The following is a 15,096-nucleotide window of genomic DNA, read 5'->3' as shown; positions in this document are numbered from 1 at the left end:
GTGGTGTCGGGGGGCTGTCAACTGTCCTTACCTGTCAGTAAGTTGGAGGTTCGGACTTCGGGTGGGACGGCCCCGGAGCCCCTTCGTCGTGGGATCACCCAAGGAGCCGACGTGGGCGTACGCAAGGAAATGAAGCAGGCACGCGACCGTACCGGCCTCGCCGACCGCGTCACCGTGGAGGTGATCCGCGAGCACGGCGCCGTGCGCGAGGCGCGCGTCGCTCCGCTCGCCGTCCGCCCCACCACCGGCAGCACCGCCGACATCCCCCACGACAACGCCGTCCACGCCCCGGACGCCGTCGTCCTGCGTCGCAAGGCCCCACGGTCCGGCGCCGGGCACGCCGCCGACGGGCGCCCCGCCGCTTGGCGCCCCGTCACCGCCGCTGCCTTCGCCGCCGAGGTCACCGCCACCGCCAAGGGCCTCGTCGCCGCCGGGCTCGAACCCGGCGACCGGGTCGCCGTCATGAGCCGCACCCGCTACGAGTGGGCCGTCCTCGACTTCGCCATCTGGGCGGCGGGCGGGCAGAGCGTGCCCGTCTATCCGACCTCCTCCGCCGCCCAGATCGAGTGGATCCTGCGCGATTCCGGCGCCCGCTACGTCATCGCGGAGACCGAGGAGAACACGGCCCTCGTCCATCAGGCCTCGGCCGAGCTCGGCACACCCCCGCGTACCTGGACCCTCGACTCTGGCGCCCTGTCCCAACTCGCCGACTCCGGAAGGGAAGTGGCCGACGCCGAGATCACCAAGCGCCGGTCCGCCCTCACCCCCGACACCATCGCCACCCTCTGCTACACCTCCGGCACCACCGGCCGCCCCAAGGGGTGCGTCCTCACCCACGCCAATCTCCTCGCCGAGGCCGGCAACACCGTCAAACTCCTGCACCCCGTCTTCGAGGCCGCCACCGGGCAGGCCGCCTCCACCCTGCTCTTCCTCCCCCTCGCCCACATCCTCGGCCGCGCCATCCAGATCGCCTGCCTCCAGGCCCGTATCGAGATCGGTCACTGGCCCAGCATCAAGCCTGACGAACTCCGTCCCGAACTGCAGCAGTTCAGGCCCACCTTCATCGTCGGCGTGCCCTACCTCTTCGAGAAGATCCACGACACCGGGCGGGCCACCGCCGAGAAGATGGGCCGGGGCTCCTCCTTCGAGCGGGCCGACCGGATCGCCGTGCGGTTCGCGGAGGCGCACCTCGCCAAGTTCCTCGGGAAGGGGAAGGGGCCGGGGCCCGGGCTGTATGCCGGGTGGGCGTTGTACGACCTGCTCGTCTACCGGCGCATCCGCAAGGAGCTCGGCGGCCGGCTGCGGTACGCGATCAGCGGCGGATCCCCGCTCGACCGCCGCCTCAACCTCTTCTTCCAGGCCGCCGGGATCGTCATCTACGAGGGCTACGGCCTGACCGAGACCACCGCCGCCGCCACCATCGCCCCGCCCCTCGCCCCCCGCCCCGGCACCGTCGGCCAGCCCGTCCCCGGCACCGCGATACGCATCGCCGACGACGGAGAAGTGCTGGTCAAGGGCGGGATCGTGTTCGGCTCGTACTGGCAGAACCCGGCCGCGAGCAGGGAAGTGCTGCGCGACGGCTGGCTCGCCACCGGCGACCTCGGCAGCCTCGACGACGACGGCTACCTCACCATCACCGGCCGCAAGAAGGACCTCCTCGTCACCTCCGGCGGCAAGAACGTCTCGCCCAGCGTCCTGGAGGACCGGCTGCGCAGCCGGCCGCCCATCGGCCAGTGCCTGGTGGTCGGCGACAACCGCCCGTACATCGCCGCCCTCGTCACCCTGGATCCCGACGCCCTCCAGCACTGGCTGGCCGTACGCAAACGCCCCCGCGACACCCCCCTCGCCGACCTCCTCGACGACCCCGCCCTGCGCGCCGACGTCCAGAAGGCCGTCGACTACGCGAACGAAGCGGTGTCGCGGGCGGAGGCGATCCGTCGGTTCGTGCTCGTGGACGGGGAGTTCAGCGAGGAGAACGGGATGCTGACGCCCTCGCTGAAGGTGAAGAGGAACGCCGTCGAGGCGGCGTACGGGAGTCGGATCGAAGAGCTCTACCGCAAGGGCTGACGTACCGTCACAGATCCCTGCGGTGTACGAGGCCCAGCGCGAGCGCCACCGAGAGGAGCGGCCAGACGGCGAGCACGATCCACAGGTGGGTCGACGACGGGGTGTAGGGGAGGGTGATGAACCACTCCGGGGGGATCTCGGCGAGGTTCGTCCAGGCGTTGAGCGGCATCGCGAACTTGACCGCGGCGGTCCACGGGTCGTTCTGGTTCAGGAACGACGGGAACAGGATCAGCACCAGCGCACATCCCGCCACGGTCGCCGCGCCGTGCCGCAGCAGCACCCCGATGCCCAGCCCGACCAGCGCGCTCACCGGCGCCAGCACCGCCGACGCGGCCAGCGAGGGCAGCACACCGGGTTCGCCGAGACCCACGTTCACCCCCCGCCCCGACAGGATCGCCTGCGACACCGCGAACGAGAGCGCGACCACCAGGACCCCGAAGACGGTCGTGACCGCGGCCAGGACCGAGGCCTTGGCCGCGAGCAGTGAGCGGCGGGCGGGGACGGCGGCCAGGGTGGCGCGGATCAGACCGCTGGAGTACTCGTTCACCACGGTCAGCGCACCCAGGGTGCCGATGACCATCATCATGACCATGGCGGCGGGGAGCGGGAAAGCATCCCGGATGGCCCAGGTCGGGACGAAGCTCTCGCGGATGCCCTCCCCGTAGTTCGGCCAGTTGCGGTAGTCGGCGAGGGCGCCGTTGGCGCCTATGCCGACGAGGACTACCGCGGTGGCGGGGAAGGCCCAGCGGTTCGAGCGCAGCGACCACAGTTTGGTCCACTCGGATGCCAGGAGGTCGCCGAAGCGGGCCCGGGACGCGGTGACGGACGAATCGGTCGGCATGGCTGAGGGCGTGCTGACTGCGGCGGTCATCGGGTCGCTCCGGTCTCCGGGTGGGGGGTGGCACCCGGTGCGGGTGCGGGGGAGGGTTCGGGTGGTGAGGTGGGGTATTCGATGCTGTCCGCCGTCAGTTCCATGAACGCCTCCTCCAACGAGGCTGTACGGGTGGCCAGTTCGGACAGGGTGATGCCCCGCTGGGCCGCGAGCTCCCCGATCCGGCCCGCCGGCAGCCCGGTCACCGTCAGCAGCCCACCGGTGTCCGTCTCCACGGAGGCGCCCTCCGCGACCAGCACGCCACTGAGGGCCGCCGCGTCCGGGGTGCGCACCGACACGCTCAGCCGGGTGCCGCGCGCCGCGAAGTCCGTCACGCTCTCCGCCGCGATCAGCTCGCCCCGCCCGATCACGATCAGCTGCTCGGCGGTGTTCTGCATCTCCGACATCAGATGGCTCGACACGAACACCGTCCGCCCCTCGCCCGCGAGCCGCCGCAGCAGCGTACGCAGCCACAACACCCCTTCCGGATCAAGCCCGTTGACCGGCTCGTCGAAGAGCAGCACCGGCGGATCCCCGAGCAGCGCCCCCGCGATCCCGAGCCGCTGCTTCATGCCCAGCGAGAACCCGCCGATCCGCCGCCGTGCCGCCTGTGCGAGCCCCACCTCCGCCAGCACCTCGGCCACCCGGCTCCGGGGAATGCCGTTGCTGCGGGCCAGTACCGACAGGTGCGCCCGCGCCGAGTACCCCTTGTGCACGTCCTGCGCGTCGAGCAGCGCCCCGACGTGCCGCAGCCCGCGCGGGCGCTCCCTGAAGGGGCGCCCTTCGACCAGGGCGGTGCCGGAGGTCGGGTCGTTCAGGCCGAGGATCATGCGGAGCGTGGTGGACTTTCCCGACCCGTTGGGGCCGAGGAACCCGGTGACGTGTCCCGGGCGCACGGTGAAGGACAGACCGCGCACGGCGGTGGTCCTCCCGAAACTCTTCGTCAGTTCGTTGACTTCGATCACCCGCCCCACGGTGCCGGGACCGCCCCAGGACCGGCATCGGCCCGGCGGCCACCTTCCGCCGCCCCCGGGCAGCCCGTGGACGTACGCCCCCGGGCCAATGACCAGCCGCCGGACCCGCCGTACGATCGGCCGCATGTACGAGGAACACACCGCGCCACACCCGCCCAAGCCCCCGTGGCGCCCCACGCCGAAGGGCCGGACCGTCCTTGCCTGGGCGGGGGCGGTCGCCTTCCCCGTGGTCCTCTACTTCGCCGTGTACGACAGCAAGAACTACCCCGTCGGGCTCCAGTTCCTGCTGCCCGCCCTCCTCTCGGTGCTGCCCGTGGGCCTGCTGTTCCGGCGTCCGCTGCCCGCACTGCTCGCCGTCCTGGTGGGTACGTTCGCGGCGGGCACGACGCTGCCCACCCGCTGGGTGGAGTTCCCGCGCGGCTTCCCCGTGCAACCGGTGCCGGTGGAGTCGGAGTGGGCCGCGTACTCGCTCGTCATCCCCGGGGCCCTCGCCGTCGGCATCATCGCGGCCACCCGGCCGACGCGCGGTGCGATCGCGGCGGCCGTCGCGGTGTTCGCGGTCCAGGCAGGCGCCGCCCCGTACTACACCTCGGGCACCCCGAGCTTCACCAGCACCCTGCTGATGCACCTGCTCGTCGTCCTCGTCGCAGGCGTCACCGGCCACTCGGTCCGCGAGCGGCGGCGGCACTCGGCGGCCCTCCTCGCGCAGACCGCCGTCCAGGCCGTCACCGCCGAACGCCTGCGCATCGCGCGGGAGTTGCACGACATGGTCGCGCACAGCATCGGCATCATCGCCATCCAGGCGGGCGTCGGCAGCCGGGTCATCGACACCCAGCCGCAGGAGGCCCGCAAGGCACTCGGCGCCATCGAGACCACCAGCCGCGAGACCCTCTCCGGGCTGCGCCGGATGCTGGGCGCACTGCGCCAGGCAGGCCCCGGCGACCTGCCGGCGGCAGCGCACCCTACGCCCGAGGACCCGCCGCTCGACCCCGCACCCGGCCTCGCCGACCTCGACCGGCTCGCCGCGACGACCACCGACGCGGGCGTACGGGTCGACGTCGTCTGGGAGGGCGAGCACCGGCCGCTGCCCGCCGACCTCGACCTCTCCGCGTACCGCATCGTCCAGGAAGCGGTCACCAACGTCGTCCGGCACGCGGGCACCCGCAGCTGCCGGGTGACCGTCACCCGGCGGGACACGGAGATCGCCGTGGAGGTGGTCGACGCGGGGCGGGGGAGCAGCAGGCCGCCCGGCACCGGATTCGGGCTGCTGGGGATGCGCGAACGGGTCGCGCTGCTGCACGGCGAGTTCACCGCGGGCGAGCGCCCCGGCGGCGGCTTCCGGGTGGCGGCGCGGCTGCCGCTGCCCGCCGGGGAGCGCGTGTCGGCCCATGCGGGGGACGGGACGGGCGAGCGATGACGGTACGGGTACTGCTCGCCGACGACCAGCCGCTCGTACGGGCCGGACTGCGCGTCCTGATGACCGACACCCCCGACCTCGTGGTCGTCGGAGAGGCTGGGAACGGTGCCGAAGCCGTCGCCATGGTCGCCGAGAGCGCCCCGGACGTCGTCGTGATGGACATCCGCATGCCCGGCACCGACGGCATCGAGGCCACCCGGCAGATCACCGCGGCCCACCCGGGGGTGCGGGTCCTGATGCTCACCACGTTCGACGACGACGCCTACGTCCACGGCTCGCTGCGCGCCGGAGCGAGCGGCTTCGTCGTCAAGGACATGGCGCTGGAGGAGATCCTCGCCGCGATCCGCGTCGTCGCGGCGGGCGACGCGCTGATCGCCCCGGGCGTCACCCGCCGCCTGATCGCCGAGTTCGCCGCCAGACCCGAACCCGGCACGCCCCCGGCCCCGCCGCCCGCACTCGACGGCATCACGGAACGCGAGCGCGAGGTGCTGACGCACATCGGGCGCGGCCTCTCCAACAGCGAGATCGCCACCGCCCTCTTCATCAGCGTCGCCACCGTCAAGGCACATGTGGCCAGGCTGTTCACCAAGCTGGACGCCCGCGACCGGGTGCAGCTCGTGATCATCGCGTACGACACGGGGCTGGTGGCACCGTCCCCGTAATCCCGTTGACGCCGCTGCGAGACTGGCCCGGTGGACGAGACGAAGCAGTTGCACGAGACGCAGCAGTTGCAAGAAACGCAGCAGTCGCACGAGACGAGCCGCTTCCGGCAGGCGGTCGTCACCTGGGCGGCCGGGGGTGACACCGCCCCGGCAGCGGCCGCGACGGCCCGGCAGGTGACGGCGGGCGCCGGGCTCCGTACGGTCGTCCTCGTCGAGGGGGTCAGCGACCGGGCGGCACTGGAGGCGCTGGCCCTGCGCCGGGGACGCGACCTCGACGCGGCGGGCGTGTGCGTCGTACCGCTCGGCGGCGCCACCAGCATCGGCAGGTTCCTGGAACTCCTCGGACCGCACGGCCTCGGCCTCCGCCTCGGCGGGCTGTGCGACGCGGCCGAGACGGGCTACTTCCGGCGCGCGCTGGAACGCGCCGGAATCGGCGCCCCCCGCACCGACGACGAACTCGCCGGACTCGGCTTCCACGTCTGCGACGCGGACCTGGAGGACGAACTCATCCGCGCCCTCGGACCCTCGGGAGTCGAGCAAGTCGTCGACACCCAGGGCGACTTGAGGTCACTGCGCACCTTCCGCAACCAGCCCGCCCAGCGCGAGCGCACCGAACATCAGCGGCTGCGCCGCTTCATGGGCACCACCGCAGGACGCAAGGAGGCGTACGCCAGGGCCATGGTCGACGCCCTCGACCTCGACCGGGTGCCCCGGCCGCTCGACGATCTGCTCGCGTACACGTTCGCGTACATGTGAGGACTGCCCGGGTACGTGTGAGAGCCTCCATGGCAATCAGCGGGATCGGACCCGATCCTGGCGGGATCCGGAGGGTGAACACATGGCTGACGGCGGCCTGGGACGGCGTACCTTTCTCGCGGCGATGACCGGCGGCGGTGCCGCGGCGACGGGAGCGGCGGGCGGCACCCCCGAAGCAGCGGCGGCAGCCGCACCGGTGGCCGGCCACGAGGCCGAGATCCGGGAACTCCTCGCCCGGATGACCGTCGAGGAGAAGCTCGGCCAGCTCCAGCAGCTCGCCTGGACCGGCGCGACGGGCCCCGGCGGCAGCCAGACCGTACAGGCCGAAGAAGCCGCGCGGCAGGGGAAGTTGGGCTCCGTCCTCAACATCATCGGGGCCAGGCACAGCAACGCCCTCCAGCGGATCGCCGTCGAGGAGTCCCGGCTCGGCATCCCCCTCGTCTTCGGCCTCGACGTCATCCACGGCTTCTGGACCACCTTCCCCGTCCCGCTCGCCCAGGCCGCCGCCTTCGACCCCGAGGTCGCCAGGACCGACGGCGAGGTCTCCGCGAAGGAGGCCCGCAGCAACGGGATCCACTGGACGTTCGCCCCGATGATGGACGTCACCCACGAGCCGCGCTGGGGCCGCATCGCCGAGAGCTGCGGCGAGGACCCGTACCTGACGGCCGCCTACGCGGCGGCCAAGACCCGCGGCTACCAGGGCGAAGGCCCAGAAGGACTGGCGGCGGCCGACCGCGTCGCCGCCTGCGCCAAGCACTTCGTGGCGTACGGCGGGGCGGAGGGCGGCCGCGACTACAACACGGTCGACGTGTCGGAGTCCCGGCTGCGCAACCTCTACCTGCCCCCGTTCAAGGCCGCCATGGACGCGGGCTGCGCCACCGTGATGGCCTCCTTCAACACCCTCAGCGGCATCCCGGCCCACGCCAACTCCCACACCCTCACCGAAATCCTCAAGGAGGACTGGGAGTTCGAAGGCCCGGTCGTCAGTGACTGGAACGGCGTCGGCGAACTCCTCCCGCACGGCTTCGCCGCCGACGGCGCCGAAGCGGGCCGCCTCGCCCTCGATGCGGGCGTCGACATGGAGATGGTGAGCACCCATCTCGCCGACCACGGCGCGCAGTTGCTCAAGGACGGCCGGATCAAGGAGGCCCGCCTCGACGACGCGGTGACCCGCATCCTGCGCCTCAAATACGCCCTCGGACTCTTCAGCAGTCCGTACGCGGACGAGTCCGCCGCCGTCGATGCGCCGACGCCCGCCGCGCGGAAGGCCGCCCGCGAAGTGGCCGCCCGGTCGATGGTGCTGCTGAAGAACGACGGCGCCCTGCTGCCCGTCGCCCCGGGCAGGACGGTGGCGGTGGTCGGCCCCTTCGCCGACTCCCGTGACCTGCACGGCACTTGGGCGGGCCCCGGCGGGGAGAAGTTCCCTCCCGTCACCGTGCTGGAAGGGGTACGGAAGGCCGCGGCCGACTCCGGCGGACGGGCGACCCACACGAAGGGCGCCACCACATCCGCCGGCACGGCCGCCGACACGGCCGTCATCGCGGCGGCGCTCGCGGCGGCGGACCTGGTCGTGGTCGTCGTCGGCGAGCCGGCGGCACTGAGCGGCGAAGCCGCCTCCCGCAGCGACCTGGCACTCCCCGACGGCCAGGAAAAACTGATCGCCCAAGTAGCCGCCACCGGCAAACCCTTCGTCGTCGTCCTGCTCAACGGCCGCCCCCTCACCACCGGCAACTGGCTCGACTCCGCCCCGGCGGTCCTGGAGGCCTGGCACCCCGGCATCGAGGGCGGCAACGCCGTCGCCGACGTCCTCTACGGCAAGGTCAACCCCGGCGGCAAACTCCCCGCCTCCTTCCCGCGCAGCACGGGCCAGCTCCCCGTCCACTACAACCACGAGAACACCGGCCGCCCCTACGACCCCACGAACCCGCAGAACACCTTCGTCACGGGCTATCTGGACGTCGACCGCACGCCCCAGTTCCCCTTCGGCCACGGCCTGAGCTACACCACCTTCGAGGTCGGCGCCCCGAAACCGGCCACGGACCGGATCACCGCCGCCGGCCTGCGACGCGGCGAAACCCTCACCGTCGAAGTGCCGGTGCGCAACACCGGCGAACGGACGGGCGACGAAGTCGTCCAGCTCTACGTCCACGACCCGGTCGCCACCCTCGTCCAGCCGGTCCGCCGCCTGCGCGGCTTCCGCCGGATCACTCTGGAACCGGGAGAGCGTACGACGGTCCGCTTCACGCTCGGCGCACAGGACCTCGGATTCTGGACCAACGCCCTCGACGGCCGCTTCGTCGTCGAACCCGGCGAGATCGTGCTCTACGCGGGCAACAGCTCCACGGCCAGCGCACACGCCACGGTCACCGTGGCGTAGGTGCGCCGCGTGCGTGTTCGGGGCAGGGTGCTCCCGGGGGATTGACCACAACCCCGGGAGCAACTGCCCAGAGGAGCGCGTGAAATGACCGAATTCGCAGTGATCGGCGGGGGAATCGCAGGACTGAGCACAGCCCTCCTCCTCGCCCGCCGTGGCCACCCCGTCACCCTTTTCGAACGGGACTCCCGAGCCCCCGGCACGGACCTCGACGCCGACTTCTTCGACTGGCCGCGCCCCACCACGGTCCCGCAGGCCACCCAGCCGCACACCCTGGTCGGCGCGGCCCGAGCCGTACTCATGTCCGAACTCCCCGACATCTACGAGGAGTTGCTGCGACGGGGCGCAGCCGAGTACCACGAACTGGACTGGTACGGAGACCGGCGCCCGCCCGCACGCCCCGGCGACGAACACCTGGTCATGCTCCAGACCCGCCGCATCCTGCTGGAGTCGGTACTCACCGACGCACTGCGCGCCGAACCGGGCGTGACGCTGCGCTACGGCGAACAGGTCACGGGACTGGTGGTCGAGCCCGCGGACGCGTCCGCGACTTCGGTGCCGCGCGTGACGGGCCTGCGCACCGCATCCGGAACCCACTGCGCCGACGTCGTCATCGACTCCGGAGGCCGGCGGGTGCCCACCGGCGACTGGCTCGTCGAGGCGGGCTGCCGGCCCCCCGTGGTGGAACGGCACCGCACCGGAGTCGCCTACTTCTGCCGCTGGTACCGACGGGCCGAGGGCCAACGGGAACCGGTCCAGGGCGCACTGGCCCTGGCGGGCGGCCCCTTCGGCGGCTGCGCGGTCTTCCCGTCCGACAACCGGGTCTTCGGCATCGCGCTCTTCCTCCACACGGACGACCCGACGCGCACGGCCCTGCGCGACCCGGCCATCTTCGAGGCGGCGGCCCGCAGCTTCCCGTCCGGCGCGGACTGGCTCTCCCTGGACGCGGAACCGCTCTCGGAGGTCCTGCCGATGGCGGGCCTCGACAACCGCTGGCGCGCACTGGTCGACGACCGGGGCCCGGTGGTGCGCGGCCTGATCGCGGTCGGCGACAGCTTCACCCACACCAACCCGACGATGGCCCAGGGCATTTCACTGTCGCTGTGGCAGGCGAGGTGGCTGACGGAACGGGTCGGGGAGGGCGCCGACCCGGCGGGCGTGGAGTTCGCGGCGGAGTACCACGCGTGGGCGCTGAGGGTGCTGCGCCCGTGGTTCGACGTCCAGGTCCAGACGGACAACGCCATCGGCGAACGCTACGCGGAACGCTCCACGGAACCGCCGACGGGGGCGGCGCGGGTGCGGGCCGCGATGATGGTGTGCGGGCTGAAGGATCCGGTGGTGGGGCGGGCGCGGGCGAAGGTGCGGCATTTGCTGGCGGCGCCGGGGGAGGCGTACGGGGATCCGGAGGTCCAGAGGCACTTGGAGGCGTGGCTGGCGGAGCATGGGGAGTGGGTGCCGGGGGGTGTGGGGCCGACGCGGGAGGAGTGGGAGAAACTCACCTCGCGGTAGGGGGTGTTTGGGCGGGGGTCCGCTGCGCGGGGCCATTCACCTCCCCGCCCCTTCCCGGCTGCGACATTTGCGGCTCCGCCGCGTGGGGGGCGCTGGGCCAAGCTTCGCTGGTGTGGGCGGGGGTGGGCGGGAGTCCGCTGCGCGGGGCGTTTCCCCTCCCCGCCCCTTCCCGAAACTGGGGCGCTGCCCCAGGCCCCGGCGGTGCGGGTGGGCTGCCGGGCCGTGGGGTGGGGCAGAGGTGGCGGGCCCGGCCACGGCCGGTTGTCAGGTGCGGGTTGTTCGTGGCTGGCCGCGCAGTTCCCCGCGCCCCTGAAGTACTCGTCGCTTACGGGCGCCGGGAACTGTGCGGCGCTGGGCACGAGTGGTTGTTTTGGGGGCGCGGGGAACTGCGCGAGCAACCCACCACCGGCCCGCACATCCCCACCCCTGGCCCCGCGGCCAGCGGTCTAGGGAAGGGGCGGGGAGGGGCATCTGCCCGCCGCAGGCGCGACCCGCTTCAGTGGCCTGGGGCGCTTGCCCGGTCGGCGTCGCGCGGTGGTGCCCCACATCCGGCCCCGGAGCAAGCGTCCAGAGTGCCGTTCTACAGCGGCCCCCCAAGCGCCTCCGCCAAGTCATACCCCACCGGTTCCTCCAACTGGTCGTACCCACAGCCGCGCGGATCCCTGTCCGGTCGCCACCTGCGGAACTGCGTCGTGTGGCGGAAGCGTGTGCCCTGCATGTGGTCGAAGGCGACCTCGCAGACCAATTCCGGGGCCAGTGCCACCCACGAGTGGTCCTTGCCCGCCGACCACCGGTTCTGGCTGCCCGGCAGCCGCGTCGCCTCGTGGGCGGTCTGGTCCTCCCAGGCCGCCCACGGGTGCCCGGCCGGGGAGTCCAGGCGGTACGGGGCCAGTTCGTCGATGAGTTCCCTGCGGCGCTGCATCGTGAAGGCGGAGCTCGCGCCCACGTGCTGGAGCGTGCCCTCGGCGTCGTACAGGCCCAGGAGCAGTGAGCCGACCACCGGGCCCGCCGTCTTGTGCAGGCGGTAGCCCGCGACGACGCAGTCCGCCGTCCGCTCGTGCTTGATCTTGTACATCAGACGGGCGTCCGGCCGGTACGGAAGCGTCAGCGGCTTCGCCATGACGCCGTCGAGGCCCGCGCCCTCGAAGCGTTCGAACCACACCCCCGCCACCTCCGGATCCGTGGTCGCCGGTGCGAGGTGGACCGGCGGACCGGCGCCCTCCAGCACGTCGGAGAGGGCCTTGCGACGCTGCTCCAGCGGGACGTCGAAGAGTGCCAGGTCCTCCAGCGCCAGCAGGTCGAAGGCCACGAAGCTCGCCGGGGTCCGCTCGGCGAGCAGCGTGATGCGGGAGTCCGCCGGATGGATGCGGTCGGAGAGGAGCTCGAAGTCGAGGCGGCCGTCCCGGGCGATGACGATCTCTCCGTCGACCACACAGCGCTGCGGCAGCTCGGCCAGCAGCCCGGCGACCAGTTCCGGGAAGTAGCGGGTCAGCGGTTTGCCGGTGCGGGAGCCGATCACGAGCTCGCCGCCGTCCCGGTGCACGATCGCCCGGAACCCGTCCCACTTGGCCTCGTACTGCATGCCGGGCGGGATCTTCTTCACGGACTTGGCCAGCATCGGCTTCACCGGGGGCATCACCGGCAGATTCATCCGGTGAACGGGTTCCGAGGGGTCAGCAGCATTTGGTGCCATAGGTCCGACCCTGCCCGATTCCCCGATATGCGGCATATGTAGGCTCGGCCTACCGTGGCGCACATGGGCAAGACGGGCGAAGCGATCGAGCTGGACGCAGGAGGGCGGGCCGTGCGGCTGTCGAGCCCGGACAAGGTCTACTTCCCCGAGCGGGGCTTCACCAAGGCGGACGTGGCCCGCTACTACCTGGCCATCGGCCCCGGCATTCTGCGCGCACTGCGCGAACGACCGACCACCCTGGAACGCTTCCCCGACGGCGTCGAGGGCGAGTCGTTCTACCAGAAGCGGGCCCCCAAGAACGTTCCCGACTGGCTCCCCACCGCCCGGATCGCCTTCCCCAGCGGGCGTACGGCCGACGAGATCTGCCCGACCGAGCTCGCCGCCGTCCTGTGGGCCGCCAACCTGGGCACCCTCACCTTCCACCCCTGGGCGGTACGCCGGGAACACCCCGACCACCCCGACGAGCTCCGCATCGACCTCGACCCGCAGCCCGGCACCGACTTCGCCGACGCGGTACGGGTCGCCCACGAGCTCCGCGCCCTGCTCGGCGAGCACGGGCTGCGCGGCTGGCCCAAGACGTCCGGCGGACGCGGACTGCACGTGTTCGTGCCGATCGAGGCGCGCTGGGACTTCACCGCCGTACGACGTGCCGCCATCGCGGTCGGCCGCGAGCTGGAGCGGCGGCTGCCGGACGCGGTGACGACCGCCTGGTGGAAGGAGGAGCGCGGCCGGCGCATCTTCGTCGACTACAACCAGACCGCCCGCGACCGCACCATGGCCTCCGCCTACTCGATCCGCCCCAAGCCGCACGCGCCGGTGTCCGCGCCGCTGCGCTGGGAGGAGCTGGACGACGTACGCCCGGAGGACTTCGACGTGGCGACCATGCCCGCCAGGTTCGCCGAACTGGGCGACGTACACGCGGACTTGGAGGAGTACTCCTTCAGTCTCGACTCCCTCCTGGAACTGGCGGAGGCGGACGCGCGGGACCGGGGGCTCGGCGACCTCCCGTACCCGCCGGACTACCCCAAGATGCCGGGCGAACCGAAACGGGTCGCCCCCAGCCGTGCCAAGCACGCGAAGAACGAGAGCAACGAGAGCAAGGAAGAGGGCGAGGGAGCGGGATGAGCAGCGAGATACCGGATGCGGGCGAAGTGCCCACCGACGGTGGCGCGAACGGGCCACACGGCTCGCACGGGCCGCACGGTGCGCACGGCCGGGTCAGGACCGGGGCCGAGAAGTGGGCCGCGTTCAAGGACTCGCCGTTCCTGCCCGCGACCGTACTGGTCTTCATCCTGGCCGTCGCCGCCGGACTCTTCGCCGGTTCCTACACGTACACGATGGCCAACCCCACCCCCCACAGGATCCCGGTGGCCGTGGCCGGGGATCCGAACGCGCCGCAGGTCAAGGCACTGATCGCCGGGACGGACCAGGCGCTGCCCGGCTCGCTGGAGGTCACCGACCACCCGTCGTACGCGTCGGCGCGCGAGGCGATGGACGAGCAGCAGGCGTTCGCCGTCATCCGGGCGCGGGGGGACCGGGCGCTGAACCTCGACCTGTCCGGCGCGTCCGGCGCCTCCGTGGCACAGCTCCTCGCCGAGACCGGCGTGAAGGTCGGCAAGGCAGCCGGCATCGACGTCACCGTCAAGGACGTCAAACCGCTCCAGCCGGGCGACCCGCGCGGCCTCGCCCTCTTCTACATCTCGCTCGCCGCGGTCATCATCGGCTTCGTCGGCGCCATCCAACTCAGCGTCCACGCAAGGGGGTTGAACCCGGCCGAACGTATCGCCTTCACCGCCGCCTACGCGCTGCTCGGGGCCTTCGCCATCGCCGCGGTGGTGGACTGGCTGCTGGGTGCGCTGGACCTGCCGTTCGTCGAGTCGTGGCTGATCCTGGCGCTGACCATGTTCACCTCGGGCATGGTCTTCAGCATGTTCAACACCATGATGGGCCGCTGGGCGATGATCCCCACCTGGGGCCTGATGGTGCTCCTCGGCAACCCGTCGTCGGGCGGCGCCGTGTCCTGGCCGCTGCTGCCCTCGGCACTCGGCCACATCGGGCAGTGGCTGCCGCCGGGCGCGTCCGTCAACGCCCAGCACACCGCCGTGTACTTCCAGGGCCACCAGCACCTGAAGCCCTTCCTGGTGCTCGCCGCCTGGGCGCTGGTGTCCTGCGCGGTGTTCTGGGTGTGGCGCCACCGCCACCCGGGCGGCCGGAACAAGGCCCCGGCCCACGCCCACGGACACGCGCCGGATGCGGGCGCGGCGGCCTGACCGGAGCGACCCGAACGGACCGTCCCTCGGGCGACACGAGGGACAGACGCAATGCTTTGGCGATCCGGCGCGCGGGTGCTGCAATGGCGCAGCACCCGTTCCCCGGGCCTGCCGCGCGAGGCCATTGACGGCGCGTTGATCGAATGTTGATCGGGGACGGGCAGCGTGTGCCCCATGCCGATCGACACCATTTCCCCCCGCCTCAGCCCCAGCGCCACCGACAGCGCACTGTCCTGGCAGGACGATGCCCTGTGTGCCCAGACCGGACCGGAGTTCTTCTTCCCCGAGCCCGGCAGCTCCACCCGCGAGGCCAAGCAGCTGTGCGGAGCCTGCGAGATGAAGAGCGTCTGCCTCGACTACGCACTCACCCACGACGAGCGCTTCGGCGTGTGGGGCGGCCTCTCCGAGAAGGAACGCCAGGACCTTCGGCGCACGCGCCACACCGGCTGAGCCCCTCCCGGCCCCCCGACCACCCCTGGTCACGCGCCCTCCGGACGGCCATG

12 protein-coding genes are annotated in these 15,096 nt (G+C 72.2%); 9 read left to right on the top strand and 3 right to left on the bottom strand.

Annotation, left to right across the window (positions count from 1 at the left end):
* Positions 1 to 111 precede the first annotated feature (111 nt).
* Positions 112 to 2,067: an AMP-dependent synthetase/ligase gene (locus tag ACZ5PB_RS00890; RefSeq protein WP_468686630.1), complete on the top strand. Its 1,956-nt coding sequence runs from the start codon at positions 112 to 114 to the stop codon at positions 2,065 to 2,067.
* A 7-nt stretch (positions 2,068 to 2,074) separates the two neighbouring features.
* Here ACZ5PB_RS00890 and ACZ5PB_RS00885 read toward each other — a convergent pair whose 3' ends face one another.
* Together ACZ5PB_RS00885 and ACZ5PB_RS00880 are read right to left on the bottom strand one after the other, a co-directional pair.
* Positions 2,075 to 2,938: an ABC-2 transporter permease gene (locus ACZ5PB_RS00885; RefSeq protein WP_468686628.1), complete on the bottom strand. Its 864-nt coding sequence runs from the start codon at positions 2,936 to 2,938 to the stop codon at positions 2,075 to 2,077.
* On the bottom strand, positions 2,935 to 3,903 hold the full coding sequence (locus ACZ5PB_RS00880) for an ABC transporter ATP-binding protein (protein ID WP_468686627.1): 969 nt from the start codon (positions 3,901 to 3,903) through the stop codon (positions 2,935 to 2,937). The genes ACZ5PB_RS00885 and ACZ5PB_RS00880 overlap by 4 nt, the downstream gene beginning before the upstream one ends.
* 133 nt (positions 3,904 to 4,036) lie before the next feature.
* Between ACZ5PB_RS00880 and ACZ5PB_RS00875 the strand changes: the two genes are divergently transcribed.
* From ACZ5PB_RS00875 to ACZ5PB_RS00855, 5 genes are all read left to right on the top strand, one after another.
* Complete coding sequence (locus ACZ5PB_RS00875) at positions 4,037 to 5,329, top strand: sensor histidine kinase (RefSeq protein ID WP_468686626.1); 1,293 nt, start codon at positions 4,037 to 4,039, stop codon at positions 5,327 to 5,329.
* Entirely contained in the window at positions 5,326 to 5,991 is a 666-nt protein-coding gene (locus ACZ5PB_RS00870) for a response regulator (protein WP_468686624.1), read from the top strand. The genes ACZ5PB_RS00875 and ACZ5PB_RS00870 overlap by 4 nt, the downstream gene beginning before the upstream one ends.
* A gap of 66 nt (positions 5,992 to 6,057) precedes the next feature.
* Entirely contained in the window at positions 6,058 to 6,747 is a 690-nt protein-coding gene (locus tag ACZ5PB_RS00865) for a TOPRIM nucleotidyl transferase/hydrolase domain-containing protein (protein ID WP_468688211.1), read from the top strand.
* 82 nt (positions 6,748 to 6,829) lie between these two features.
* Entirely contained in the window at positions 6,830 to 9,124 is a 2,295-nt protein-coding gene (bglX, locus tag ACZ5PB_RS00860; protein ID WP_468686623.1) for a beta-glucosidase BglX, read from the top strand.
* Positions 9,125 to 9,208: 84 nt separating this feature from the next.
* The gene (locus tag ACZ5PB_RS00855) at positions 9,209 to 10,630 is read left to right on the top strand and encodes an NAD(P)/FAD-dependent oxidoreductase (RefSeq protein ID WP_468686622.1); all 1,422 of its coding nucleotides are present in this window, start codon (positions 9,209 to 9,211) and stop codon (positions 10,628 to 10,630) included.
* A gap of 580 nt (positions 10,631 to 11,210) precedes the next feature.
* On the opposite strand, the gene ACZ5PB_RS00850 is transcribed toward ACZ5PB_RS00855, so the two are convergent.
* Positions 11,211 to 12,281, bottom strand: a complete 1,071-nt coding sequence (locus ACZ5PB_RS00850; RefSeq protein ID WP_468686620.1) for an ATP-dependent DNA ligase — start codon at positions 12,279 to 12,281, stop codon at positions 11,211 to 11,213.
* 105 nt (positions 12,282 to 12,386) lie between these two features.
* On the opposite strand from ACZ5PB_RS00850, the gene ligD reads away from it, so the two are divergent.
* From ligD to ACZ5PB_RS00835, 3 genes are all read left to right on the top strand, one after another.
* Complete coding sequence (gene ligD / locus ACZ5PB_RS00845; protein ID WP_468686618.1) at positions 12,387 to 13,448, top strand: non-homologous end-joining DNA ligase; 1,062 nt, start codon at positions 12,387 to 12,389, stop codon at positions 13,446 to 13,448.
* On the top strand, positions 13,445 to 14,593 hold the full coding sequence (locus tag ACZ5PB_RS00840; protein WP_468686617.1) for an ABC-2 transporter permease: 1,149 nt from the start codon (positions 13,445 to 13,447) through the stop codon (positions 14,591 to 14,593). Before ligD ends, ACZ5PB_RS00840 begins: the two co-directional genes overlap by 4 nt.
* Positions 14,594 to 14,767: 174 nt before the next feature.
* Positions 14,768 to 15,043, top strand: coding sequence for a WhiB family transcriptional regulator (locus ACZ5PB_RS00835; RefSeq protein WP_468686616.1), 276 nt, complete (start codon positions 14,768 to 14,770; stop codon positions 15,041 to 15,043).
* Positions 15,044 to 15,096: the final 53 nt, after the last annotated feature.

The organism is Streptomyces sp. NPDC032721, from assembly GCF_055579625.1.
Note: the sequence above shows the minus strand (reverse complement) of the source record. Positions and strands in the feature narration are given on the sequence as shown.

Bases quoted from the DNA above. Each gene is read 5' to 3' on its own strand.
- ligD (WP_468686618.1), top strand. From the start codon at position 12,387: ATGGGCAAGACGGGCGAAGCGATCGAGCTGGACGCAGGAGGGCGGGCC.
- ACZ5PB_RS00875 (WP_468686626.1), top strand. From the start codon at position 4,037: ATGTACGAGGAACACACCGCGCCACACCCGCCCAAGCCCCCGTGGCGC.
- ACZ5PB_RS00855 (WP_468686622.1), top strand. From the start codon at position 9,209: ATGACCGAATTCGCAGTGATCGGCGGGGGAATCGCAGGACTGAGCACA.
- ACZ5PB_RS00850 (WP_468686620.1), bottom strand. From the start codon at position 12,281: ATGAATCTGCCGGTGATGCCCCCGGTGAAGCCGATGCTGGCCAAGTCC.
- ACZ5PB_RS00870 (WP_468686624.1), top strand. From the start codon at position 5,326: ATGACGGTACGGGTACTGCTCGCCGACGACCAGCCGCTCGTACGGGCC.
- ACZ5PB_RS00835 (WP_468686616.1), top strand. From the start codon at position 14,768: ATGCCGATCGACACCATTTCCCCCCGCCTCAGCCCCAGCGCCACCGAC.
- ACZ5PB_RS00885 (WP_468686628.1), bottom strand. From the start codon at position 2,938: ATGACCGCCGCAGTCAGCACGCCCTCAGCCATGCCGACCGATTCGTCC.
- ACZ5PB_RS00840 (WP_468686617.1), top strand. From the start codon at position 13,445: ATGAGCAGCGAGATACCGGATGCGGGCGAAGTGCCCACCGACGGTGGC.
- bglX (WP_468686623.1), top strand. From the start codon at position 6,830: ATGGCTGACGGCGGCCTGGGACGGCGTACCTTTCTCGCGGCGATGACC.